This is a genomic window from Pararhodobacter zhoushanensis (assembly GCF_003990445.1).
Classification (GTDB): Bacteria; Pseudomonadota; Alphaproteobacteria; order Rhodobacterales; family Rhodobacteraceae; genus Pararhodobacter; species Pararhodobacter zhoushanensis.
The window spans coordinates 68484-92272 of sequence record NZ_REEZ01000011.1 but is presented as its reverse complement, the minus strand read 5'-3'; the positions used below and the strand labels follow the sequence as shown (position 1 = coordinate 92272).

Here is a 23789-nt window from a genome sequence, read left to right as displayed (position 1 = left end):
CCGCGCTGCAGAGAGGCTAGGAAAACGGGCAGCGTCAAACAGCTTGTCTGTCGATGACCGGCAAGCGTTGAGAAAGGGAGAACACCACCCATGAAAGTTCTGGTGCCCGTAAAACGGGTGATCGACTATAACGTGAAGGTCCGCGTGAAGGCCGATGGCTCGGGTGTCGATCTTGCGAACGTCAAGATGTCGATGAACCCGTTCGACGAAATCGCCGTCGAAGAGGCGATCCGTCTCAAGGAAAAAGGCGTCGTGACCGAGGTTGTCGCCGTGTCGATCGGCGTCAAGCAAGCGCAGGAAACCCTGCGCACCGCGCTGGCGATGGGCGCTGACCGCGCGATCCTGATCGTGGCTGCTGACGACGTGCACACCGATATCGAGCCGCTGGCTGTCGCCAAGCTGCTGGCCGCGGTGGTCAAGGAAGAAGAGCCGGGTCTGGTTCTGGCCGGCAAGCAGGCCATCGACAACGACATGAACGCCACCGGGCAGATGCTGTCGGCCCTGCTGGGCTGGTCGCAGGCCACCTTTGCGTCCGAAGTCGATATTGCCGACGGCAAGTGCAAGGTCACGCGCGAAGTGGACGGCGGGCTGCAGACCATCGAAGTGACGATGCCGACCATCGTTACCGTCGATCTGCGCCTGAACGAGCCGCGCTATGCCTCGCTGCCCAACATCATGAAGGCAAAGAAAAAGCCTTTGGATGAAAAGACGCCCGCCGATTACGGCGTCGACGTGGCACCGCGCCACACGGTGGTGAAAACCACCGAACCCGCCGCCCGCAAGGCTGGTGTGAAGGTTGGCTCGGTCGATGAGCTGATTGCGAAACTCAAAGACGAAGCGGGGGTAATCTGATGGCCGTTCTGCTGCTGGGTGAAGTCACCGACGGCGCGCTGAACCGCGACGCCACTGCGAAGGCCGTGACGGCCGCCAAGAAAATCGGCGATGTTGTCGTGCTCTGCGCCGGTGCCTCGGCCGCCGCTGCGGGCGCTGAAGCGGCGACGATTGCCGGTGTGTCCAAGGTGCTGGTCGCCGAGGATGCCTCGCTCGGCCACCGTCTGGCCGAGCCGACCGCTGCGCTGATCGTGTCGCTGGCGGGCGATTACAGCCACATCTTCGCGCCCGCGACTACGGACGCCAAGAACGTGCTGCCGCGCGTCGCCGCCCTTCTGGACGTGATGGTGCTGTCGGATGTCTCGGGCGTGGTTGATGCGCAGACGTTCGAGCGCCCGATCTATGCCGGTAACGCGATCCAGACGGTGAAATCTTCCGATAGCGTGATCGTCGCCACCATCCGCACCTCGACCTTCGAGGCAGCCGGTGACGGCGGCTCGGCCCCGGTCGAGACCGTGGGCGCTGCGGCCAATCCGGGTCTGTCGAACTGGCTGGAAGACAAGGTCGCGGCGTCTGATCGCCCCGAGCTGACCTCGGCCGGGATCGTCGTGTCGGGCGGTCGTGGTGTGGGTTCGGAAGAGAACTTCAAGATCATCGAAGCACTGGCCGACAAGCTGGGCGCCGCCGTTGGCGCCTCGCGCGCCGCGGTCGATTCGGGCTTTGCACCGAACGACTGGCAGGTTGGCCAGACCGGCAAGGTCGTGGCTCCTGCGCTGTACATCGCGGTCGGTATTTCCGGCGCGATCCAGCATTTGGCCGGGATGAAGGACTCCAAGGTCATCGTCGCGATCAACAAGGACGAAGAAGCGCCGATCTTCCAGGTCGCGGATTACGGTCTGGTGGGCGATCTGTTCACCGTCCTGCCGGAACTGACTGAAAAGCTGTAAGGCACGGTGGGGTGAAACCCCACCCTACGCCAGCCACCAAGGCCCGCCATCAGTGGCGGGCCTTTCGCGTCAGGCAGCGCGTCGTTGCAGCGCAGCACAGACGGCGTCACATCCCGACGCCCGGTTGTCAGGATCCAGACGGATGCGGTGACGCCCCTCCCCCGCGATGGCAGGACGTTGCAGCCAGGCCTGCGCCGGCAGTTCGATCAACACCCCCCGGCGCGGAAAGCGATCCAGCAAGTGCCGCATGCGTCCGGCCCAATGCTGCTCAAGCGCGCGGCGGATCAGCATGAAGCGCTCAGGGCAAACGCCTGCCAGCGTGTCTAGGGCGTGCCCGGTGAAGGTGAAGGGCGCAAAGTCCACGTCCGGGTAGAGCGCCTTGAGCACGGGACGTGCCGCCACGAAGCGATCATTGCGCCGGGGATGCACGGTATAGAAGGCGTTGGACAGGTTGCCCAAGGGTGGCAGCACCAGCACATAGGTGCTGGCCGCCTGCGCAGCCTCAGCCAGAAGCGGGTCGGCAAGGTGCCAGTCGACCCCTTCAACCTGCGCGGTGGGTGCCAGCAGGCGATCCAGCGCGCGCCGGGCTAACCGTGGCGTAATCCGCCCCGGCCCCCGCTCTCCAATCAGCAATAGCGCGCGATGGCGCAGAACGACTTCAGCCCGAGTGTCCCGCATCATCGGCACAATCGGGCGGTCGCCTGCAAAATGATGCAGACCTTGTTGCATGGACCCCAGTCCCCTTTTCGTCACCCGATACCGAGTCTCGCCGCAAAACGTTACGATCCGCTTACCGGCAGACCGCGCAGCCGCGTCCGGCCCTTGCACCCTCGCCGCCGGCAAGCATAAGGTCACCGCACGTCAGACAGGGGACCGGAATGGATATTCAAAGTGTTGGCATCGTCGGAGCGGGTCAGATGGGCAATGGCATTGCCCATGTCTTTGCCCTTGCAGGCTTTGATGTGCTGCTCAACGACATCTCGGAAGAAGCGCTGACCAACGCTGTTGCCCTGATTGATCGCAATCTTGAGCGTCAGGTCCAGCGCGGCAAGATCGAGGCCGACGTCAAGGCCGCCGCGATGGAGCGGATCCGCACCACCTCCCGGCTGGCGGATATCGGCCCCAGCGACCTGATCATCGAGGCCGCAACCGAACGCGAGATGGTCAAACACGCGATCTTCGAAGACCTGCTGCCACATCTGAAGCCGCACACGATCCTGACGTCGAACACCTCGTCAATCTCGATCACCCGGCTGGCCAGCCGCACCGACCGCCCTGAGCGGTTCATGGGCTTCCATTTCATGAACCCGGTCCCGGTCATGCAGCTTGTCGAGCTGATCCGCGGTATCGCTACGGACGAACCGACCTACAAAACGCTGCTGGCTGTCGTCGAAAAACTGGGCAAAACGGCCGCGAGCGCCGAGGATTTCCCGGCCTTCATCGTCAACCGTATCCTGATGCCGATGATCAACGAGGCGGTCTATACGCTTTATGAAGGCGTCGGCAATGTCCGGTCGATCGACGAATCGCTCAAGCTTGGCGCGAACCATCCGATGGGACCGCTGGAACTGGCGGATTTCATCGGGCTGGATACGTGCCTCGCCATCATGAACGTGCTGCACGACGGGCTGGCGGACACCAAATACCGGCCCTGCCCGTTGCTGACCAAATATGTCGAAGCCGGCTGGCTGGGCCGCAAAACCCAGCGCGGGTTTTATGACTACCGCGGCGAGGTCCCGGTCCCTACGCGATAAAAGAAAGGGGGCCAGCCCCCCTCTGCGCTAAAGCGCATTCACCCCCCGGGATATTTGAAGAGCAAAGAGGCGCAGGGTTAATGAGGCGTTAAGCCGCATTTTCTGTCTCTGAGTATCCACGGGGCGGTCCAAAGGGCGCGGCAGCCCCCGCTTTTCATCAGACAACGCTCAGAACGGTTCGCCGAACCTGTTGGCCACCAGCTTTTCCAGCGCGGCAATCAGCGGGGCTGCCTGCTCACCCGAGGTGCGCACGCGGATTTCGGTGCCCCGCGAGGCGGCGAGCATCAACAGGCCCATGATCGAATCGCCCGAAACGCTCATGCCGTCTTTCTCGACTTCGGCGGCAGCGTCATGGGCCTCGACCACCTCGACGAACTTGGCAGAGGCGCGCGCGTGCAGGCCCTTTTCGTTGACGATCTTCAGAACCTTCTCGGCGCTCACACCCCGCCCCCCCCACTCATCTCATACGAATTGATGTATTTGCGGCCCGCGTCCAGCGCCAGGGCAGCGGCCTTGGCGACGCTCAGGCGGCGCGATTTGGCCAGTTTGATCAGCATGGGCAGGTTGGCACCGTACAGAATACGCCGATCGGGCGCACAACAGGCGGGCATCGACAGGTTCGACGGCGAGCCGCCGAACATATCGGTCACCACCACCACCCCGTCGCCCAGATCCACCTCATCGGCGGCCGCGCGGATTTCGGCGGATTTGGCGCCGCGGTCGTGGTCATACTCGATAGAAATCGCCTTTATGCCAGCCTGTTTGCCGACAACATGTTCCACGGCCGCGAGATACTCGCGGGCCAGTCCACCATGTGCGACGATCACGATTCCGATCACGCCCGTTACCTTTGCTTCCCGGGGCCCGCCATAAGGCCGCGCCGATCCAGCTCCCTGTGTCTCTTTGACACTCGCCAGCCCTGCTCTGCAAGCACCCGCGACATTTTTTCTGCAAGTGCAACAGAACGGTGTTTTCCCCCCGTACACCCAAAAGCGATGGTGAGCGAGGTCTTCCCCTCATCGACAAACGCATCCAGCAGCGACGAAATCAGCCCGCGCACGCGTTCGAAGAAATCGTCGTACCGCGGATCGGCGGCAACGTGTTCGGCGACCGCCGGGTCACGGCCATCCCTGTCGCGCAGCTCGGGCACCCAATGCGGGTTGGCCAGAAACCGGCAGTCGAACACCATATCAACGCCGCGCGGCAGCCCGCGTTTGTACGAAAAGCTCTGGATCGCCAGCGACATCGGCCGCCCGTCGCGCGGGGCGAACCATTGCGAGATCTCTGCCCGCAGCTGGTGCGGGGTCAGTCTGGTCGTGTCGATCAGCACATCGGCGCGCTCGCGTACCGGCTGGAGCAGCTCCAGCTCGTGCTCGATCCCCTGCATCGGCGCGCCCTCAGGGCTGAGCGGGTGGCGGCGGCGGGTTTCGGAATAGCGGCGCACCAGCGTGTCGGCGTCGCAATCCAGATACAGCAGATCCGAGGCCACGCCCGGCAAGCGGTGCAGCCGGTCGACCAGCTCGATCAGCGCTTCGGATGAGAAGTCGCGGTTGCGCGCATCCAGTCCCAGTGCCAGCGGGCGCGGCAGGGGCGGTCCGTCCAGCAGGCGCGGGATCAGCGACAGCGGCAGGTTATCGATGGATTCAAAACCCAGATCCTCAAGCGCGTTGATCGCCGAGGACCGCCCGGCACCCGACGGGCCGGTAACCATCACGACGCGCATGGGAGGGGGAGAATCTTGCATCCGTCAGCCTTGAGTCCGTTTCGTCAGCACATAATGTGTCAGGGCGCGGGCGAAAGAGCCATCCGGGCGACCCGGAAGACACTCTATCGTGACCCCGGCCAATGTCCGCGTCTGCGCCTCGGGCATGCGCGCGGCTGGCACCGCGAGGTCAACGGCCACCACGATGCGCGCCAACCGGCGGGCGAGCAGCCGCACCAGACCCAGACCGCGCGCTTCAATCAGCCCTTCGGTGCTGCGCGGAGCGCGGGCAAAGAGGGCGTTGTTATCGGCGGCAAGGAAGACCTGATCATCGGCGACCAACTGCGCGCCGCAGCCGATCAGCGCCAGTGCCAGCCGCGATTTTCCCGCCCCCGAGGGCCCCAGAATCAACACACCGCGCGCGGGGCCAAAGGCCACCGCCGAGGCGTGGAGATTGGCCGCGCTCACAGCGGCAAGCCGACGACGAAACGAGCCCCCAGCGGCGGCGAATTGCGGTCGGCGTTGGTCGGGCGGATGTTCTCGGCCCAGATCACCCCGCCATGCGCTTCGACGATCTGCTTGGAGATCGCCAGCCCAAGGCCGGAATGGTTGCCGAAATCCTGCAAGCGTTCGGAATAGAACCGCTTGAACACCTTGGACAGCGCCGCGTCGGGGATGCCGGGCCCGGTATCCTCAACCACCACCAGCACGCGGTTTTCGCGTTTGCGCGCCCAGATGCGCACGGCGTCGCCCTCATTGCAGAAGGAAATCGCGTTGGTGATCAGGTTGACGAAGACCTGCGCCAGACGCGCTTCAAGCCCCTGGATCAGGATGGCTTCGCGCGGCAGTTCGCTGATGAATTCGACGCCCTTCGCCTCGGCCTCCTGCCCCAGATGTTGCGAGAGGTTTTCCAGCGTCTTGCACAGGTTGAAGGTTTCTTCCTCTTCCTTGACCAGCTCACTGTCGAGGCGTGAGGCGTTCGAGGTGTCCGAGATCAGCCGGTCGAGACGGCGCACGTCATGCTCGATCACTTCGAGCAGGCGGTTGACCTGATCTTCGCGCTTGGCGACCCGCAGGGTGCCGACGGCCGAGCGCAGCGAGGCGAGCGGGTTCTTGATCTCATGCGCGACATCGGCGGCGAATTGTTCGTTGGCGTCGATGCGGTCATACAGCGCCGTGACCATGCCGCGCATGGCGACCGACAGGCGGCCGATCTCATCAGGACGACCGGCCAGATCGGGGATACGTACGCGGCCCGGCGACATGCGGCGGGCGTTCTTGTCGCGGCCCAGTTCGGCGGCAGTGGCCAGATCGGCCAGCGGGTTGGCGATGGTCGAGGCCAACACCAGCGACAGGCCGACCGACACCAACAGCGCGACAATGAACATCTGCAAGACCTGCTCGCGCTCGGAGCGCAGCATGTTCTCTATCGCCGCGGGGATCTGCTGCATGATCACCACACCGACCGGCACCCCGTCTTGCAGAACCGGGGCGGCGGCGAGCATGCGGAAACCGTCATCCAGACGCAGAACGCGGCTCGAGGAAACCCCGCTCATCGCTTCGGCGTGCAGATCGGCCAGCAGGGTGGCAGGGTCCGGCTGCGGTGATCGGTCGCCCGGCACGACGGCGGACATGGCGGACCAGATAGCGTCCAGCGTGTCCGAGATCAGCGTGTGCGGGGCGCTGCCCTCATCCAGATCGCCGGCGCTGCGGGTGCCCGTGCCCCGGCGCGCCGTCTCGATGGTGCTGTCGCTGGCCAGCACCAGAACCTCGGTCTCGGTGTTCAGGGTCAGGCCGTCGACGGCCTGCACCCGCGCGCGCCGCGCCTCAACGCTGGCATAGCCCGGCTGACCGGGCAACAGCGCGGGCAGCGCGCCCATGACATCGGCGATCGCCTCGGCCTGCGAGACCAGTCCCAGTTCGTGCTGACGCGCCAGCGAGTCGCGGAAAGGGTTGGTAAACAACACCCCCGCCACCAGCAACACAAGCGCAAGCATATTGAACAGGATGATCTTTCGCGCCAGAGGCGAGTGAAAGATCGAGAACAACCCACGGCGGGCACGGTGAATGCGTACTTCCGTATCGACCGCGCTCTGCGGCCGAACCCAATCGTCCCCAAGGACGACTTCAGCGCCGGGTACCCCGGTCTGCGTGCTCACCTATGCCCCCACCGCCTTGTGTTATCGTGGGCGTACCTGAAACTCAGGCTTCGTTGTATTTGTAGCCAATACCGTAAAGCGTTTCGATGGACGAGAAGTCTTCGTCGACCGAGCGCATTTTCTTGCGCAGGCGCTTGATATGGCTGTCGATCGTGCGGTCATCGACATAGACCTGATCGTCATAGGCCACGTCCATCAGCTGGTCGCGGCTTTTCACAAAGCCAGGACGCTGGGCCAGCGCCTGCAGCAGCAGGAATTCGGTCACGGTCAGCGTGACATCCATGCCCTTCCACGTCACGGCGTGGCGCAGCGGGTCCATCGACAGCGAGCCGCGCGTCATGACCTTGGTGTCTTCGGTCGTGCCGACCTCGTTGGTTTCGACCGCTTGCTGACGGCGCAGCAGCGAGCGGATCCGTTCGATCAGCAGGCGCTGCGAGAAGGGTTTCTTGACGTAATCGTCCGCCCCCATGCGCAGGCCGAGCACCTCGTCGATCTCATCATCCTTGGAGGTCAGGAAGATAACCGGCATCTGCGTCTTCTGGCGCAGGCGCTGAAGCAGCTCCATGCCGTCCATGCGGGGCATCTTGATGTCCAGCACGGCCATATCCGGCAATTTGCGGTTGAACGCGTCCAGCGCTGACTGACCATCGTTGTAGGTCTCGACCTCGAAGCCTTCGGCTTCAAGCGAGATCGACACCGACGTCAGGATGTTCCTGTCGTCATCGACAAGGGCTATCTTTGACATTTGCCTGTCCTTGTATGCTGCTCAATGGTCTTTTTTGTTAATCATTGTGGTGTTTTCCGCGTAGAGAATCAACTGAATAGTCAAGAGTGCGTGACGCACTGAGTCCAAAATAGCGCGCTTTGGGTGAAGAATTCGCTTATCGGCACATCGCGTTCCGATTGGCTGCGACAGTTTGCGTTAACACGGCCATGTTGGCGCTAAAGGGGGAAATGTGTCCTGTTCCTCCGCGAAATCGCCATGATATAGGCCACATGACGGTTGAGGAGACCAGTCGCCGGAACGCCCAAGGCAGGGGGCTGGTCCGGGTTTTTTCTATTTCCAAGCCACGCGGCAAGGCTAAGGAGCGATCAAATGACTGCAGGACGCGTCAACCCCACTCAACGGCTCGAAGATCAGGGCATTACCGGACTGGGTTCGGTTGCCTATAACCTGATCGAACCCGCGCTGGTGCAAGCCGCACTTGATCGTGGCGAAGGGACGCTGGGCAAGGGCGGCTCGTTCCTCGTGACGACCGGCCAGTTCACTGGCCGCTCGCCCAAGGACAAGCACGTCGTGCGCACCCCGTCGGTGGAAGATACCATCTGGTGGGACAACAACCGCCCCATGACCCCCGAGGCTTTCGATCGTCTCTATGACGACATGATCGCCCATATGGCGGGCCGCGACTATTTCGTTCAAGACCTGTTCGGCGGTGCCGATGCCGATCATCGTCTTGACGTGCGTGTCGTGACCGAGCTGGCGTGGCATGGCCTGTTTATCCGCCACCTGCTGCGCCGCCCTTCGCGTGAAGAGCTCGACAGCTTCGTGCCCGAATGGACGATCATCAACTGCCCCTCGTTCAAGGCTGATCCCGAGCGTCACGGTTGCCGCAGCGACACGGTCATCACCCTGAACTTCGACCGCAAGATCATCCTGATCGCCAACACCGAATACGCCGGCGAGAACAAGAAGTCGGTCTTCACGCTGCTCAACTACATCCTGCCCGGCAAGGGCGTGATGGCGATGCACTGCTCGGCCAACCACGCGATTGGCGATCCCGATGACGCCGCCGTCTTCTTTGGCCTGTCGGGCACCGGCAAGACCACGCTGTCGGCCGACCCCTCGCGCACGCTGATCGGCGATGACGAGCATGGCTGGTCGGAAAAGGGCATCTTCAACTTTGAAGGTGGCTGCTACGCCAAGACGATCAACCTGTCGGCCGAGGCCGAGCCGGAAATCTACGCGACCACGACCAAATTCGGCACCGTGGTCGAGAACATGGTCTTCGATCCCGAAACGCTGGATCTGGACTTTGAAGACAGCAGCCTGACCGAGAACATGCGTTGCGCCTATCCGCTCGATTTCATCTCGAACGCGTCGGACAACGGCCTTGGCGGTCACCCCAAGAACGTGATCCTGCTGACCTGCGACGCCTACGGCGTTCTGCCGCCGATCGCGCGGCTGACCTCGGCGCAGGCGATGTATCACTTCCTGTCGGGCTTCACCTCGAAGACGCCGGGCACCGAGCGCGGCATTGTCGAGCCGACCCCGACCTTCTCGACCTGCTTTGGCGCGCCCTTCATGCCGCGTCGTCCTGAGGTCTACGGCAAGCTGCTGCAAGCCAAGATCGCCGAGTTCGGCTCGGAATGCTGGCTGGTCAACACCGGCTGGACCGGCGGCGCCTTCGGCACCGGCAAGCGGATGCCGATCAAGGCAACCCGCGCGCTGCTGACCGCCGCGCTGAACGGCTCGCTGACCAAGGGCGCGTTCCGCAAGGATGCGAACTTTGGCTTCGAGGTTCCGGTGTCCTGCCCCGGCGTCGAAGACAAACTGCTCGACCCGCGCAGCACCTGGGCCGATCCGGCGGCGTATGACGCGCAGGCCAAGAAGCTGGTCAGCATGTTCAGCGAGAACTTCGCGCAATACGTGCCCTATATCGACGACGACGTGAAAGCGGCTGCGATTGGCTAAGCCCTTGGCACGGTCGCTCTACGCTCTGGCAGGCCCCGCACTGGTTGCGGGGCTTTGCCTGTTTGGCGCAGTGGCCATCGCGCAGCCGATGGGGACCGTGTCACCGCGAGTGCAGAACCTGACCCCGGGCCTGTTCTGCGCGCCGCCCGAAGGCGACCGCCGCCCTGCCCCCGATACGATGGCGGGTTGGGTGCATGTGCCTGACAGCCCGGTCGAGATGGTCGCGCAAGGCAACGCGGCCCCTGCCGTGATCGGTCTGGGCTTTGGCGTGCGCTATCAGCTATCGGACCCGTCGCTGGCCCCCGGAATGGTGCTGCCGACGCACTACACCGTCACGCACCCGCCGATGCCGCCCAGTGCGACGACCTCGCAAAGCTGGACCGGTTCGCTGGTGGTCGGCACCATCGACACCGTGTTCTTCCAGTTCGACACGACCGAAGAGCTGCAACCCGGCGAGTGGACCTTTACTGCCGAGGCCGGGGGCGAGCTGCTGTTCTCGGTGCTGTTCACCGTGACCACGCCCGCCGAACTCCCTGCCCTCGCGCAGCTCTGTCAGGGCGACGCGCTGCTGTCATTGCTCAGCCAAAGATCCCCCGGCGCAGCAGGTTAAGCGAGCTGAGCAGCAACAGGATCAGCGTGTAGCGGCGAAAGCGCGCCTGATCCATGACGTCATGCGCGCGGTAGCCCAGCGCCATGCCCAGCCCCGCAGGCACCAGCATTGCCGCCGACAGCCAGATCGTCACCGCGTTCAGCACGCCCGAGCGCAGATGCGCCAGCGTCAGCACCACCGCGCCCATGGTGAAGATCACGCTCATCACGCGGACCATCTCGGTCTTTTCGACCTTGGCGGCCAGCAGATAGACGATGGCGGGCGGACCCCAGGTGCCCGCGATCCCGCCGTAAAGCCCGCCGATCAGCCCGGTGCCCAGCTCGATGATGTTGCGGCGACCGGGCGGGATGTCGGGCGACCAGCCGCTCAGTTGCAGCAGCGCAAAGCCGAAGACCGCGACGCCCAGCAGCAAGAACAGGATCTGCTGCGGCAGCACCACGACAAAGGGGGCCGAGATCACGATGCCCACCATCGTCGCCAGAATGATCCGCCAGAACTTGCGCCCCGAGGCCAAGGCGGGGGCCATCCCCTGCCGTAGCGACTGGTGCAAGTTTGACGCCAGCACCGGCAGGATCAGCGCGGCCAGCGCGGTTTGCGCTGACATGAAGGACGGCAGCACCGCGATCAGGATCAGCGGCATGGCAAAACCGATCGCACCTTTGACGAAACCGGCGAACAGCGTGACCGCGCAGGCCGCAAGAAATGCCCAGAGCGGGAGGCCCGCGACGATGGTATCCATGTCAGAAATCCTTATGCCGGCATCGTCTTAGCGCGCGGCAAAACCGGCTGCACGGCAAAAATGGGCGCGACACTTTCATGCGAAACACAGCATCTCGTTGAATTATTGTTGCGCTGCGACTGCGAAAAAGCTATCGCTGCACCAGCATTCAAAGGAGCCGCCCATGCCCCATGATGGACAGACCATGACCGCAGACACCGCCCTGATGGACGGCCTGACGTCGCATGTCGCCGCCCTGCAAGCGCCGCTGGCCGCCCTGCTGGCCACCGCGACCGAGCGTCTGCGCACGCTGGTCAGTGACGGCGGCAAGGTGCAGGCAAAGCTGATCGACCAGAACCAGCGCGCCGCGCATGGGCTGGCGTGGCTGGCGACCTATGTGGAAAGCATCAAGCAGATGGGCGCATGGGCGGAGAAGCTAAACGCTGAGGGCCGCTTTGGCGAGATGGAAGCGCTGATCCTGCAGATCGGCTGCGGCGAATATCTGGCGCAGATCCTGGGCGGTATCCCGATGACGCAGGGCGAGATCCTGCGCCCCGGCGACATCGGCCTGACCCCTGCCGACATGGCTCCGCTGGCCGGTCAACCCATTCTGGCGGGCAACGCGCCTGCCGCACGGGCGCGTCTGGTCGACCTGATGCGCGACAACCATGGCCGCGCGACCTTTGGCGCCTCGGGGCTGGACGAAGAGCTGGAGATGATCCGCGACCAGTTCCGCCGCTTTGCCGATGAACAGGTCGTGCCCTATGCGCATGAGTGGCACCTGAAGGACCAGCTGATCCCGATGGAAATCATCGAATCGCTGGCGGAAATGGGCGTCTTCGGCCTGACCATCCCTGAGGAATTCGGCGGCTTTGGTCTGAGCAAAGCCTCGATGGTCGTGGTGTCCGAGGAACTCTCGCGCGGCTATATCGGGGTCGGCTCGTTGGGGACGCGCAGCGAGATTGCCGCCGAGCTGATCCTCGCGGGTGGCACCGATGAACAAAAAGCCAGCTGGCTGCCGCGCATCGCCTCGGCCGAGATCCTGCCGACAGCGGTGTTCACCGAACCCAACACAGGCTCGGATCTGGGCAGCCTGCGCACCCGCGCGGTCAAGACCGACAGCGGCGATTACGAAGTCACCGGCAACAAAACCTGGATCACCCATGCCGCGCGGACCCATGTGATGACCCTGCTGGCGCGCACCGATCCCAACACCACGGATTACCGCGGCCTGAGCATGTTTCTGGCCGAAAAGATCCCCGGCACCGACGCCGAGCCCTTCCCCACCCCCGGCATGACCGGCGGCGAGATCGAAGTGCTGGGTTACCGTGGCATGAAGGAATACGAACTGGGTTTTGACGGCTTCAAGGTAAAGGGCGAGAACCTGCTGGGCGGGGAAGAGGGCAAGGGCTTCAAACAGCTCATGCAGACCTTCGAGAGTGCGCGCATCCAGACCGCCGCCCGCGCCATCGGCGTGGCGCAGAACGCGCTTGAGGTCGGCATGGGCTATGCCGAGGACCGCAAGCAGTTCGGCCGCGCGCTGATCAACTTCCCCCGCGTCGCCGACAAGCTGGCGATGATGGCGGTCGAAATCATGGTGGCGCGCCAGCTGACCTATTTCAGCGCCTGGCAGAAAGACCACGACAAGCGCTGCGATCTTGAGGCGGGCATGGCCAAACTGCTGGGCGCGCGCGTGGCCTGGGCGGCGGCGGATAACGCGTTGCAGATCCACGGCGGCAATGGGTTCGCGCTGGAATACACCATCAGCCGCATCCTGTGCGACGCGCGCATCCTCAACATCTTTGAAGGTGCGGGCGAAATTCAGGCGCAGGTCATCGCGCGGCGGCTTCTGGACTGAGCAACGCTTGACCAAAGACCGGACGCCGGGCACTTTTGCCCGGCGTTCCGCGTTTCATGGACGCCGCGAGCGGAGACGGCATGGCACAGCGGGCTTTCATCACCGGGGTTTCGGGCTTCATTGCCAAACACATCGCGTTGCAGGCGCTTGAGGCCGGGCATCGCGTCACCGGCTCGCTGCGCAACCTTGAGCGCGCGGATGAGGTCCGCGCCGCCATCGCCCCCTTCCTGTCAAGCTTTCGCGCCATCGAACGGCTTGATTTCGCCGCGCTGGACCTGACCCGCGATGACGGCTGGCGCGCGGCGCTGACGGGGCAGGATGCGCTGATCCACACCGCCTCGCCCTTTCCAGTCGCCCGCCCGCGCAACGCCGACGAGGTCATTGCCCCCGCCCGCGATGGCACCCGCCGCGCGCTGACCGCTGCGGCCGATGCCGGGGTGCGGCGGGTCGTGCTGACCTCCTCCTGTGCCGCTGTCTGGGGCCAGGTGCGCGCCCGCAGACCCGCGACCGAGAAGGACTGGACCGATCCCGCCGACCGGCGCATCGGGCCGTATGAGGCGTCAAAGACCATCGCCGAACGCCTTGCCTGGCAGATCGCCGGAGACCGGGATCTGGCGCTGAGCACGATCAACCCGGGCTGGGTGCTGGGCCCGCCGCTGGACGGGAACTTCGGGTCGTCGGTTGCGCTGATCCGGCGGCTCTTGTCCGGCAAAGACCCCGCCCTGCCCCATATGGGCCTGCCCGTCGCCGATGTGCGTGACATCGCGCGCATGCATCTGGCGGCGCTGGAAACGGACGCCAGCATTGGCGGGCGGTATCTGGGGGCTTCGGGCTCGCTCTGGCTGATCGACATCGCGCGGCTGCTGCAACAGACCTATCCCGACCGCAAACTGGTGCGGCGCGAGGCCCCGAACTGGGTGATCCGGTTGCTGGGTCTGGTCGATGCCGATGTGCGCGAGAGCGCAGCCATGCTTGGCGAGCGGCGCGTGCTGGACACCAGCCGCGCACAGCAAGAACTGGGGATGCGCTTTGTCCCGGTCGAGACCGCGATCAAGGATTGCGCGGCGGCGCTGGTGGCCATGGGCGCCTGATCAGGCCGCCCGCCGCACCCGCGCCGAAGGGGCAACGCCCAGCGCCGGATGCAACCGCCCGGCCACCAGATACATCACCCCCAGCCCCAGGCCGACGGCGGCGAAAATCCCCTGAATGGGCGCAAACAGCAAGATCACCGCCCCCAGACCCGGCGTCATCACCCCCGAGACATCGCGAAAGCTGGAATAAACGGCGGCCATTTCGGTGCGCTCGGACGGTTTGACGGCCATCAGGAACGGCAACCCACCGGACACGTCGAGCAACACCAGAAAGGCCGAAGCTGCGAAGAGACAGGCCACGGCCAGCGCGGGCACCGGCGAAAGGGCCGCCAGCAGAAACCCGACCGAGGCGCAAAAGAACCCGGTCCGCACAGCCGTCCGCACCGAATGCCGCTGCACCCAGCGCAGCATCAGCGGCGTGATGAACAGGAAGGCGTTGGTGGTCGAAACAAGGATACCGCCCAGTTCCGGGTTCAGCCCGCTCTCGATCGCATAAAGCGGCAGATAGACGATATAGCCCCACCAGCCACACGAGCGCAGCACGGCAAACAGCCAGCCGGCGATCAGCCGGGGCTGGGCAAAGAACCGGCCCAGAAACGCCACCGGATTGGGGGCCGCGTCGCGCGCCTTCTGGATCAGCTTGCCATTGCCCAGCCGCAACCACCAGAACACGCTGATCTGCACCAGCGCGAACACCGCCGCCAGCAGGAAGGGCGCGGGCGGCCAGAGCTTCATCAGGGCAACGCCGCTGACCGGCCCGGCGCTCCACGCCAGCGCCGAGTAGAACATGCGCAGGGTCTCGGTCTTGCCCAGATCGTTCTTGGCGACATAGTCGAGCACATAGGCATTCAGGCAGATGAAACAGGTCACCGTCGCCAGCGTGCAGCACACCAGCGCCGCGATGACCATCAGCCCGCCCATCGCCCCGCAAATCCCGCCAACGACATACAGGCTGGCACCCAACGTATAGAGCCAGCGCCGCGGGATCAGCCGATTGACCCAGGGCAACAACAGACCCACGCAGAGCGAGGTCAGCCCGACGGCGAAATAAACGGTCGACACCGTGGCGGCATCGCCAAGGGCGGCATACATCGCCAGCGGAAACACCGAGAGCAAACTGCCGCGAATCATCGCCTCAACGCCCGAGAGCGTGGCAAAGGCCCGCGCGCCGGGTTTGTGGGCGGCAGCAGAGGGCGGGTGGCGCAGCCACTCGGGAATGGAACGTTCAAACATCGGGGCCTCCGACGGCGACGGGACCGCAAAGCGGTGGCGCTGTCGCTTCCAAAGGCGACGCCGACCGTGTCGAATTTCGGCGACGGCGGGAAAGCGGGGGGCTGCTCGCCCCCCGCACCCCCTCGCCAAAGGGGGACGCACGCGCCCCCCTTTGGAAACCCCCCGTGGATATTTGAAGCATAAAGTTGGAGCGCAACGTTCCGTTAACCGTACAACTTTATGCCTTAAATATCCTCGGGGGGTGAATTCGGCGTCAGCCGAAGAGGGGGGCGGAAAGCCCCCCTTTGCGCGCCGCGTCAGCGGCGCGCCCGGCCCAACGGGAGCGGCTGGATCTTTGATCCTGTCGCGACGGGCGGGAGCCCCTAGAAGAACTGCTCGCGGATCAGGCGTTCTTCCAACCCGTGCCCGGGATCGAACAGCAGCCGGTGGCGCACGGCCGGTTCCGAGCGAATCTCGACGGTGACGACATCGCGCACCGATTGTCCGTCGCCTTCAGCCATCACGGGGCGCTTCTCGGGGTCGAGCACATCAAAGCGTACGGTGGCAGACTTGGGCAACAAAGCGCCGCGCCAGCGGCGGGGGCGGAAGGCGGCCATGGCGGTCAGCGCCAGCACATCCGCCTCGATCGGCAGGATCGGGCCGTGAGCCGAATAGTTATACGCCGTCGAGCCCGCAGGCGTGGAGACCAGCGCGCCGTCGCAGACCAGTTCCTCCATCCGCACGCGCCCGTCGACCGAGATCCGCAGCCGCACCGCCTGCGGTCCCGAGCGCAGCAGGGAGACCTCGTTGATCGCCAGCGCCTCGTGGACATGGCCCTTACGATCCGTCGCGCGCATCGCCAGCGGGTTGAGCACCGTCTCCTGCGCTGCCGCCAGCCGTTCAGGCAGATCCTCGGTGGTGTACGAGTTCATCAGGAACCCCACCGTGCCGCGGTTCATCCCGTAGACCGGCACGTCGCGCGATTGCGTCGCGTGCAGGGTTTCCAGCATGAACCCGTCGCCACCCAGCGCGACGATCACCCCGGCCTGAGACAGCGGCGCGTCGCCGTAAAGCGCGACCAGTTCGGCGCGCGCCTGCTGCGCGGCATCGGTCTGGCTGGCCAGAAAGACGATCGCTCCCCGCAGGGGATGCTGCTGCTCTGGCACTGTCCGCTCTCCTTCGCGTTCCGTGGTACAGGTTTCGCAAATGCGCGCCGGGCTCGCAATCGGAAAGGGCATTTCGCTTCCGATGCCCGATGCGGCGTTTTCATCGCTTTTCGTAGAGCGCACGCTGCGATAAAGACCGGACATCCCGACCCGTCCAACCGCCGGAGACGCGCATGACCCCCTCGAACGGTTTCTTCACCGAAGACCTCGCCACCCGTGATCCGCAGATCGCCCGGGCCATCGACCTCGAACTGGGTCGCCAGCGCGACGAGATCGAGCTGATCGCCAGCGAAAACATCGTGTCCAAGGCCGTGATGCAGGCGCAGGGCTCGGTCATGACCAACAAATACGCCGAAGGCTATCCGGGCAAGCGCTATTACGGCGGCTGTCAGTTCGTCGATATCGCCGAAGAGCTGGCGATCGAGCGCGCCAAGCAGCTGTTCAACTGCAACTATGCCAACGTGCAGCCCAACTCGGGCAGCCAGATGAACCAGGCCGTATTCCTGGCTCTGCTGCAACCGGGCGACACGTTCATGGGGCTGGACCTGAACTCGGGCGGGCACCTGACGCATGGCTCGCCGGTGAACATGTCGGGCAAGTGGTTCAACGTGGTGTCCTACGGCGTGCGCGCGCAGGATCAGCTTCTGGACATGGACGCCATCCGCGCGCAGGCGCTGGAATGCAAGCCCAAGCTGATCCTTGCCGGCGGCACCGCCTATAGCCGGACCTGGGACTGGAAAGCCTTCCGCGAGATCGCGGATGAGGTCGGCGCCTATCTGCACGTTGACATGGCACATATCGCCGGTCTGGTCGCCGGTGGCGTGCATCCCTCGCCGCTGGAGCATGCGCATGTGGTCACCACCACCACGCATAAATCCCTGCGCGGTCCGCGCGGCGGGATGATCCTGACCAATGACGAGGCCATCGCCAAGAAGATGAACTCGGCCGTGTTCCCCGGCCTGCAGGGCGGCCCGCTGATGCATGTCATCGCCGCCAAGGCCGTGGCCTTCGGCGAGGCGCTGGACCCCTCGTTCAAGGATTACGCCGCGCAGGTGGTCAAGAACGCGCAAGCGATGGCCGACCAGCTGATGAAGGGTGGCATCGACATCGTCTCGGGCGGGACCGACAACCACCTGATGCTTGCCGACCTGCGCCCCAAAGGCGTGACCGGCAAGGCGACCGAGGCTGCCTTGGGTCGCGCGCATATCACCTGCAACAAGAACGGCGTGCCGTTTGACCCCGAAAAGCCGTTCGTGACCTCGGGCATCCGTCTGGGCACCCCGGCGGGCACCACCCGTGGCTTCGGCGAGGCCGAGTTCCGCGACATCGCCGACTGGATCGTCGAAGTCGTCGACGGGCTGGCTGCGCATGGCGAGGCTGACAACGGTGCGGTGGAAGAAGCCGTGCGCGCCAAGGTCAAAGCCCTGTGTGACCGCTTCCCGCTTTACCCCGGTCTCTGATCCTGGGCGGTCAGGCCACACGGAAACTGGAACGCGCGATGGGCGATTTCGTCCGCGCGCGGCTTCCTGCCGCCATCGAAGAGCCGGGCATGTTCGTGCTCAAGCACCTGTGGGCCGGGCTCTTTGGTGGCGTGCTGATGGTTGCCATCGCCCTGTCGACCGTGTTCTGGAACAACGACTGGCCGATGGCGCGCTATGACGCGCTGTTTCTGGTGGCGCTGAGCGCACAGGCGTTGTTCTTGCTGTTCCGGCTGGAATCGCGCGAAGAGGTCGCCGCGCTGGTGGCCTTTTCGGTGCTCGGGCTGGGGATGGAGTGGTACAACACCGCCGCCGGCAACTGGGCCTATCCTGAGGAAGGCGTCTTTGCCATTGCGCATGTGCCGCTGTTCGTCGGGGCGATGTATGCCGCGGTCGGGGTTTGCGTGCTGCGCATGATCCGCATCTTCGAGATGGTCTTTGCCCCCTTCCCGCCGCGTTGGGCCGCCATCGGGCTGGCCGCGCTGATCTACATGAACTTCTTCACCCAGCATTTCTTCGTCGATATCCGGCTGGCGCTGTTCGTCGCCACCGTGGCGCTGTTCGCCCGAACGCGGATCTGGTTCACCCCGTTCACCGGGCGGCGCTGGTGGATGCCGATGTTGCTGTCCCTGTTCCTGTCAGCGCTGGGCGTCTGGCTGGCCGAGAACCTTGGCACGATTACCGGCACGTGGCTCTATGACGGCCAGCGGACCTATGAGTGGGTCAGTCTGGCCACCATGGGCTCGTGGTTTTTGTTCCTGTGCGTGGCGCTGATGGTGGCGCTTATCGTCCTGCCCGGCGCGACCCGGCGCGCGCCTGTGACACGCGACTCTCTGTGAGGTGCCCATGCCCCTGCTGAATTTGATCCGTTTTGGCACACCCGGCGATCTGCCGCCTCTCATGATCGTCCACGGCCTTTTTGGCTCGGCCCGCAATTGGGGGGCGATCGCCAAGCGGATGTCGAATGACCGCGAGGTCATCACCGTCGACATGCGCAACCACGCGGGCAGTTTCTGGGACGACACCCACACCTACGCCGCGATGGCCGGAGATCTGGCCGCGGTGATCGAGGCCGAGGGCCACGCGATGGATGTCGTCGGTCACTCGATGGGCGGCAAGGCGTCGATGCTGCTGGCGCTGACCCGGCCCGAACTGGTGAACCGGCTGGTGGTGGCCGACATCGCGCCGGTGCGCTACCCGCACAGCCAGAACCACCTGATCGCCGCCATGCGAGGGCTGGATCTGACCGGGCTGGACAGCCGGGCCGAAGCCGACAGGCGGCTGAGTGCCGAGGTCGACACCCCGTCAGTACGGGCGTTCTTGCTGCAGTCTCTGGATCTCAAGGCCGAACCGCCATGCTGGCGGCTCAATCTGGACGCGCTTGAGCGGCAGATGGATCTGATCACCGGCTGGCCGGATCTGCAGAACCCTGTCCCCTATGAAGGCCCGGTGCTTTTCCTGTCCGGCGGCGACAGTGACTATGTGCAGGCCGAGGCCCGCCCCCTGATCCGCGCGCTGTTCCCGCAGGCGCGGATGGCCAAGCTTCCCGGCGCCGGCCATTGGCTGCATGCCGAGAAACCGCGCGATTTCGAAGCGTCGTTGCGGGTGTTTCTGGGGGCCGCCAAATAAGAACGCCGGGGCCCCTCCTCAGGTCCCCGGCGCCAAGCACGGCCATGTGGTTGGCGCGGCCGCGCTATTGCGGTATTCGCTCAGATCCCTTCGAGCTTCCGGGCGACCAGCCAGGACACTGGCAGGGCCAGTAGTGCGCCCAGCGCTGCAGCGACGATGATCGACTGGAAGTCATACAGATTCAGGGTCACTGCGACGATGACGCCGATCCCGGCCATGGTGGCACCCGCAATCGAGTAGATGAGCATCATCAATCTGAGCATTTTGCTGTCCCCTGACCTCGTTCAGTCAGCAGACTAGGCCAGCGAGCCGCAGTTTTCCTTGATCTCGCGCAAATAGACCGCAGGTATCTGCAGGAACGTGACGCTCAGCCTGTCGCATCGCAGGCCAGCCGCGCGGTCATCACGCCGCTGTCCCCTTCGGCGCTGCCTTCTATCAGCAGGCAACCACTGACCTGTTCCGCCGCCTGCCGCATGGCGATCAGGATCGCCGGATGTTCGGGGCGACGGGCATAGCCCAGACGGATCACCTGCACACGCGGGCGCGATTCGCCCGGCGTGCGCCGGACAAAGACCGCATAGGCGCGCCCGTCGATGGTGATGCGCTGTTCTTCGCTGCCCCAGAACGCCCGGTCAGGCGAGGCACAGGCGGCAAGAAGGACAACAAGGGCAAGGGCAAGACGCATACCGGCACTTTGGCATACCGATAGTTAACGCAGACTTAACAACAACACGTCTTGCGATTCCCACCCGGCTTGCGCTAAGAGAGCCGCGCGGGTGATTAGCTCAGTTGGTAGAGCGTCTCGTTTACACCGAGAATGTCGGCGGTTCGAGCCCGTCATTACCCACCATCTTTCCCTTTCAGTGATGTTCCCCCCGGCACCCGGCACCGGGGCTGGTGATCATTAAAAATGCCGGCGCAGAGCGCCGGGACTTCTGATCAATAAAAAAGCCCCGGCGCAGAGCGCCGGGGCCGGGGATCGACCACCTGTGATTGGGGGACAGGCAGCCAACCCTTTCGGGGTATCCTTGGCCGCTTACATTTGCGGCATCAGGACGTGGTCGATCACGTGGATCACGCCGTTCGACTGCTCGACGTCGGCAATGGTCACGTCGGCAATGTTGCCCATGCCGTCACGGATCTGGATCGTGTTGTTGGGGTCCATGATCAGCGTGAAGGTACAGCCGCCAACGGTGGTGAACGGGTGGCTGCCGCCATCGTTTTCGATCATCGAACGGATCGCACCGCTCATGACGTCACCCGCGACAACGTGGCAGGTCAGGATCTGCTGCAGCTGGCTCAGGTTGGCCGGCAGCAGAAGCGATTCGACGGTGCCCTCGGGCAGCATGGCGAAAGCTTCGTTGGTCGGCGCGAACACGGTGAACGGGCCTTCACCCGACAGCGTGTCAACCAGACCAGCGGCCTGCACGGCGGCAACCAGCGTGGTGTGGTCAGCCGAGTTCACGGCGTTCTCGACGATGTTGCGGTCGGCGAACATCTCGGCGCCGCCCACCATCGGGTTTTCGGCGAAAGCAACACTCGAGCCCAGAGCGGTCATCGCAACGGCGGCAGCGGCAAAAAGGGTTTTCATCGTAGATCTCCTGTTAGTGGTCATCAGGCTCGGTGGCCTATGGGTTAAGAACGAAAGGCTGGGGGCGGAAGTTTCAGGCTCTGATTTTTTCTTTGATCACAGGGCCGTGAAGCCTCCGCCGGGTCGTTTACATGGCGGGCAGCAGGACGTGGTCGATGACGTGGATCACGCCATTGGACTGCATCACGTCGGCGATGGTCACATGGGCCAGCGTGCCCCGGCCGTCTTCGATGGTGATCACGCCGTTGCGGTTGGTCGCGGTGAATTCGCAGCCACCGACGGTGTTGATCACATGGCTGCCACCATCGGCGCGGATCATGCCGTTGATGTCACCCCACAGCGCGCGGGTCGGCACGACGTGGCAGGTCAGGATGGTCTGCAGGGTCTCGAGGTTCTCGGGCTTGAGCAGATCCTCGACGGTACCGGCGGGCAGCATCGCGAAAGCGTCGTTGGTGGGGGCGAAGACGGTAAAAGGACCCTCACCCTGCAGCGTTTCAACCAGACCGGCGGCCTGAACGGCAGCGACCAGCGTGGTGTGGTCAGCCGAGTTCACAGCGTTCTCGACGATGTTGCGGTTCTCGAACATCGCGGCACCGCCGACATTGGGGTTGGCGGCGAAGGCGACGGTCGAGCCCAGCGCAGTGGCGGCAAGGGCAGCGGCGGCGAGGATGGTTTTCATGGTGGTTCTCCCGTTGGATCTGTTGGTCGGGCTGTTTGGCCCATGCTCCAGAAACGGGAGGATTCGTGCGCAAGTTTCAGCGCGGCGATTTTTGGCGATCACGGTCGCGTGAGAGGCAGGAGGCCTGCAACGGTGCGGTGAAACCGCACCCTACGGTGGCGTTTAGGGCAGCGCGTGAAGCGCCCGTAGGGTGCGGTTTCACCGCACCTTCCGCCAACCGCCGCAACGCGAAACGGCGCCGGTTTCCCGACGCCGTTTCCCAAGTCACTCCGCCTTGGCTCAGTTGACCGCCAGCGCCGCGGCTGCCAGCACCGGCCCTGTCGGCGACCCATCCGGCGCGCCGCCCAGTGGCTCAAGACTGACCGCCAGCGTTACGCCCGGCTCCAGATCGCTCGCGGCAATCTGCGCGCTCTCGCCGCGCAGCAGACCCAGCGAGCGCGGCACGCCGTCGGCACCAATCGCCCAGAGCTCATAATCGTGGTCCGCGTCAGCCGCATCCCCTGCCCGCGCGATCTGCAGGACCGCGCCGTCGAAGCTGGCGTTGAAGGCGACGGCCTCCCCGGTCAGCTGAGCGCTGAGCGGTGGCTCGGTCTGCGGCCAGAAGATCACGGCCAGCACCACGGTCGCGGCGACCACCCCGCCCGACAGCCACAGGCGCCACGCCGGGACACGGCGCGCGGGTGCAGCGGCAGCCTGTGGCGCGCCGAACAGATCGGACTCAATGCGCGGATAGACGGCGGCATTCACCGGCCCGTCTTCATAGGCGGCATTCAGGACGGCCAGCCGTCCCTCCCATTGCGAGACCCGGCGCGAGAAACCGCCATCCAGTTCAGCCCGCTCTTGGGCGGCCTGACGTTCGCGATGCGGCAGCACGCCCAGCACGTATTCGGCGGCGGTGAGGTCGTCGTGATCTTCGGGCGGCCAGGCGCCTGCGTCAAATGTATCGCTCATCTGTCCATGCACTCCCGCAGCCGCAGCAGGCCCCGGCGCAGCCAGGTCCGCATCGTGTTCAGGGGAACGCCATGACGCTCGGCCAGATCCTGATACGACAGGCCCTGAACATAAGCGCCTTTGACAGCGGCTGCACGGTCTTCTTCCAGCTCGTCAAAGCAATTGACGACGCGTCGCGCCTCGCCCTTGGCCACCAGCCCGGCCTCGACCCCGGCGGTGGGGTCGGCGATGCGATCGAGCGGGTCTTGCCCGTCTTCGTCCCGCGCCACCTCTTGCCGCATCCCTGCCCGTTCGGGGCGGGCGCGCAGCCGGTCCAGCGCATGATTGCGGGTCACGGCGATCAGCCAGCTGATCCCCTGCCCCCGGTCTGGCCGGTACTGCGCTGCGCGTTGCCAGACGCGGATATAAACTTCCTGCATGGCGTCATCTACCTCGGTTCTATTGCCGAGGATACGGAACAGCACGCCGGAAAGTTTCGGCGCGGTCTCGGAATAGAGTTGCTGAAAGGCAGAGCGGTCTTGCGTTGCGGTGCGTTGCAACAAAGAGCCTATGATGTCGTCCGGCACGGTGCCTCCCCCTGGCATCCCGGCCGTGGGGCCGGTCGTTCACAAATACGTAGCGCTACGTCACCAAAGGTCCAGTGTAATATGACGCTGGACAGCACGGACTGCGCTGGCTAGGGATATTCTGCATACGGAATGCCATTCCTGTGAGAGAA

The 23789-nt window shown here is 64.5% G+C and carries 26 protein-coding genes and 1 tRNA gene; 11 read left to right on the top strand and 16 right to left on the bottom strand.

What is annotated here, in order from left to right; genetic code table 11:
* Window positions 1–90: 90 nt before the first annotated feature.
* Together EAE28_RS19170 and EAE28_RS19165 are read left to right on the top strand one after the other, a co-directional pair.
* Window positions 91–852: an electron transfer flavoprotein subunit beta/FixA family protein gene (locus tag EAE28_RS19170; protein ID WP_127109329.1), complete on the top strand. Its 762-nt coding sequence runs from the start codon at window positions 91–93 to the stop codon at window positions 850–852.
* Window positions 852–1778, top strand: a complete 927-nt coding sequence (locus EAE28_RS19165; protein WP_127109327.1) for an electron transfer flavoprotein subunit alpha/FixB family protein — start codon at window positions 852–854, stop codon at window positions 1776–1778. The genes EAE28_RS19170 and EAE28_RS19165 overlap by 1 nt, the downstream gene beginning before the upstream one ends.
* Before the next feature lie 69 nt (window positions 1779–1847).
* Here EAE28_RS19165 and EAE28_RS19160 read toward each other — a convergent pair whose 3' ends face one another.
* Window positions 1848–2507 (bottom strand): DUF6473 family protein, encoded by a 660-nt coding sequence (locus EAE28_RS19160; RefSeq protein WP_127109325.1) that lies wholly within the window; start codon window positions 2505–2507, stop codon window positions 1848–1850.
* Window positions 2508–2656: 149 nt separating this feature from the next.
* Here EAE28_RS19160 and EAE28_RS19155 point away from each other — a divergent pair, with 149 nt between their 5' ends.
* Window positions 2657–3532 carry a 3-hydroxybutyryl-CoA dehydrogenase gene (locus EAE28_RS19155; RefSeq protein WP_127109323.1) on the top strand — a complete coding sequence of 292 codons (876 nt, stop codon included), beginning with the start codon at window positions 2657–2659 and terminating at the stop codon, window positions 3530–3532.
* A gap of 168 nt (window positions 3533–3700) precedes the next feature.
* On the opposite strand, the gene EAE28_RS19150 is transcribed toward EAE28_RS19155, so the two are convergent.
* The 6 genes from EAE28_RS19150 to EAE28_RS19125 are packed head-to-tail and all read right to left on the bottom strand — an operon-like array spanning window position 3701 to window position 8138.
* Window positions 3701–3973: an HPr family phosphocarrier protein gene (locus tag EAE28_RS19150; RefSeq protein WP_127109321.1), complete on the bottom strand. Its 273-nt coding sequence runs from the start codon at window positions 3971–3973 to the stop codon at window positions 3701–3703.
* Window positions 3970–4371, bottom strand: coding sequence for a PTS sugar transporter subunit IIA (locus EAE28_RS19145; RefSeq protein WP_127109319.1), 402 nt, complete (start codon window positions 4369–4371; stop codon window positions 3970–3972). The genes EAE28_RS19150 and EAE28_RS19145 overlap by 4 nt, the downstream gene beginning before the upstream one ends.
* A gap of 5 nt (window positions 4372–4376) precedes the next feature.
* Entirely contained in the window at window positions 4377–5255 is an 879-nt protein-coding gene (gene rapZ, locus EAE28_RS19140) for an RNase adapter RapZ (RefSeq protein ID WP_246022481.1), read from the bottom strand.
* A 24-nt stretch (window positions 5256–5279) separates the two neighbouring features.
* The gene (locus EAE28_RS19135) at window positions 5280–5702 is read right to left on the bottom strand and encodes an HPr kinase/phosphorylase (protein ID WP_164736706.1); all 423 of its coding nucleotides are present in this window, start codon (window positions 5700–5702) and stop codon (window positions 5280–5282) included.
* Window positions 5699–7393, bottom strand: a complete 1695-nt coding sequence (locus EAE28_RS19130) for a sensor histidine kinase (RefSeq protein ID WP_127109313.1) — start codon at window positions 7391–7393, stop codon at window positions 5699–5701. Before EAE28_RS19130 ends, EAE28_RS19135 begins: the two co-directional genes overlap by 4 nt.
* A gap of 43 nt (window positions 7394–7436) precedes the next feature.
* Entirely contained in the window at window positions 7437–8138 is a 702-nt protein-coding gene (locus EAE28_RS19125; protein WP_127109311.1) for a response regulator transcription factor, read from the bottom strand.
* A 351-nt stretch (window positions 8139–8489) separates the two neighbouring features.
* On the opposite strand from EAE28_RS19125, the gene EAE28_RS19120 reads away from it, so the two are divergent.
* Entirely contained in the window at window positions 8490–10088 is a 1599-nt protein-coding gene (locus tag EAE28_RS19120) for a phosphoenolpyruvate carboxykinase (RefSeq protein ID WP_127109309.1), read from the top strand.
* The gene (locus EAE28_RS19115) at window positions 10081–10698 is read left to right on the top strand and encodes a DUF3859 domain-containing protein (protein WP_127109307.1); all 618 of its coding nucleotides are present in this window, start codon (window positions 10081–10083) and stop codon (window positions 10696–10698) included. The genes EAE28_RS19120 and EAE28_RS19115 overlap by 8 nt, the downstream gene beginning before the upstream one ends.
* Here the strand turns inward: EAE28_RS19115 and EAE28_RS19110 are convergent.
* Window positions 10667–11437: a sulfite exporter TauE/SafE family protein gene (locus EAE28_RS19110; RefSeq protein WP_127109305.1), complete on the bottom strand. Its 771-nt coding sequence runs from the start codon at window positions 11435–11437 to the stop codon at window positions 10667–10669. The two genes, EAE28_RS19115 and EAE28_RS19110, sit on opposite strands and share 32 nt — an antisense overlap.
* A 163-nt stretch (window positions 11438–11600) precedes the next feature.
* Here EAE28_RS19110 and EAE28_RS19105 point away from each other — a divergent pair, with 163 nt between their 5' ends.
* Together EAE28_RS19105 and EAE28_RS19100 are read left to right on the top strand one after the other, a co-directional pair.
* Window positions 11601–13274, top strand: a complete 1674-nt coding sequence (locus EAE28_RS19105; protein ID WP_127109303.1) for an acyl-CoA dehydrogenase family protein — start codon at window positions 11601–11603, stop codon at window positions 13272–13274.
* A gap of 80 nt (window positions 13275–13354) precedes the next feature.
* On the top strand, window positions 13355–14365 hold the full coding sequence (locus EAE28_RS19100; RefSeq protein WP_127109301.1) for an NAD-dependent epimerase/dehydratase family protein: 1011 nt from the start codon (window positions 13355–13357) through the stop codon (window positions 14363–14365).
* On the opposite strand, the gene EAE28_RS19095 is transcribed toward EAE28_RS19100, so the two are convergent.
* Entirely contained in the window at window positions 14366–15598 is a 1233-nt protein-coding gene (locus EAE28_RS19095) for an MFS transporter (RefSeq protein ID WP_127109299.1), read from the bottom strand.
* A 362-nt stretch (window positions 15599–15960) separates the two neighbouring features.
* A complete protein-coding gene (locus tag EAE28_RS19090; RefSeq protein ID WP_246022479.1) occupies window positions 15961–16743 on the bottom strand; it encodes an NAD kinase in 783 nt (260 codons plus the stop codon).
* 173 nt (window positions 16744–16916) lie between these two features.
* Between EAE28_RS19090 and glyA the strand changes: the two genes are divergently transcribed.
* The 3 genes from glyA to EAE28_RS19075 are packed head-to-tail and all read left to right on the top strand — an operon-like array spanning window position 16917 to window position 19850.
* Window positions 16917–18203 (top strand): serine hydroxymethyltransferase, encoded by a 1287-nt coding sequence (glyA, locus tag EAE28_RS19085; protein WP_127109295.1) that lies wholly within the window; start codon window positions 16917–16919, stop codon window positions 18201–18203.
* Window positions 18204–18241: 38 nt separating this feature from the next.
* Window positions 18242–19060 (top strand): DUF817 family protein, encoded by an 819-nt coding sequence (locus EAE28_RS19080; RefSeq protein ID WP_127109293.1) that lies wholly within the window; start codon window positions 18242–18244, stop codon window positions 19058–19060.
* A 7-nt stretch (window positions 19061–19067) separates the two neighbouring features.
* A complete protein-coding gene (locus EAE28_RS19075) occupies window positions 19068–19850 on the top strand; it encodes an alpha/beta fold hydrolase (protein ID WP_127109291.1) in 783 nt (260 codons plus the stop codon).
* Between the two features lie 80 nt (window positions 19851–19930).
* Here EAE28_RS19075 and EAE28_RS19070 read toward each other — a convergent pair whose 3' ends face one another.
* Together EAE28_RS19070 and EAE28_RS19065 are read right to left on the bottom strand one after the other, a co-directional pair.
* Entirely contained in the window at window positions 19931–20113 is a 183-nt protein-coding gene (locus EAE28_RS19070; RefSeq protein ID WP_127109289.1) for a hypothetical protein, read from the bottom strand.
* A gap of 104 nt (window positions 20114–20217) precedes the next feature.
* Window positions 20218–20535 carry a hypothetical protein gene (locus EAE28_RS19065; protein WP_127109287.1) on the bottom strand — a complete coding sequence of 106 codons (318 nt, stop codon included), beginning with the start codon at window positions 20533–20535 and terminating at the stop codon, window positions 20218–20220.
* 89 nt (window positions 20536–20624) lie between these two features.
* Here EAE28_RS19065 and EAE28_RS19060 point away from each other — a divergent pair.
* Window positions 20625–20700: transfer RNA gene (locus EAE28_RS19060), tRNA-Val, on the top strand.
* A gap of 186 nt (window positions 20701–20886) precedes the next feature.
* On the opposite strand, the gene EAE28_RS19055 is transcribed toward EAE28_RS19060, so the two are convergent.
* The 4 genes from EAE28_RS19055 to EAE28_RS19040 all read right to left on the bottom strand — a co-directional run bounded on the left by EAE28_RS19055 (window position 20887) and on the right by EAE28_RS19040 (window position 23637).
* Window positions 20887–21441, bottom strand: a complete 555-nt coding sequence (locus tag EAE28_RS19055; protein WP_127109285.1) for a fasciclin domain-containing protein — start codon at window positions 21439–21441, stop codon at window positions 20887–20889.
* Between the two features lie 127 nt (window positions 21442–21568).
* Window positions 21569–22120: a fasciclin domain-containing protein gene (locus EAE28_RS19050; RefSeq protein WP_127109283.1), complete on the bottom strand. Its 552-nt coding sequence runs from the start codon at window positions 22118–22120 to the stop codon at window positions 21569–21571.
* A 279-nt stretch (window positions 22121–22399) separates the two neighbouring features.
* Window positions 22400–23071 (bottom strand): anti-sigma factor, encoded by a 672-nt coding sequence (locus EAE28_RS19045; protein WP_127109281.1) that lies wholly within the window; start codon window positions 23069–23071, stop codon window positions 22400–22402.
* Window positions 23068–23637: a sigma-70 family RNA polymerase sigma factor gene (locus EAE28_RS19040; protein ID WP_246022477.1), complete on the bottom strand. Its 570-nt coding sequence runs from the start codon at window positions 23635–23637 to the stop codon at window positions 23068–23070. The genes EAE28_RS19045 and EAE28_RS19040 overlap by 4 nt, the downstream gene beginning before the upstream one ends.
* Window positions 23638–23789: the final 152 nt, after the last annotated feature.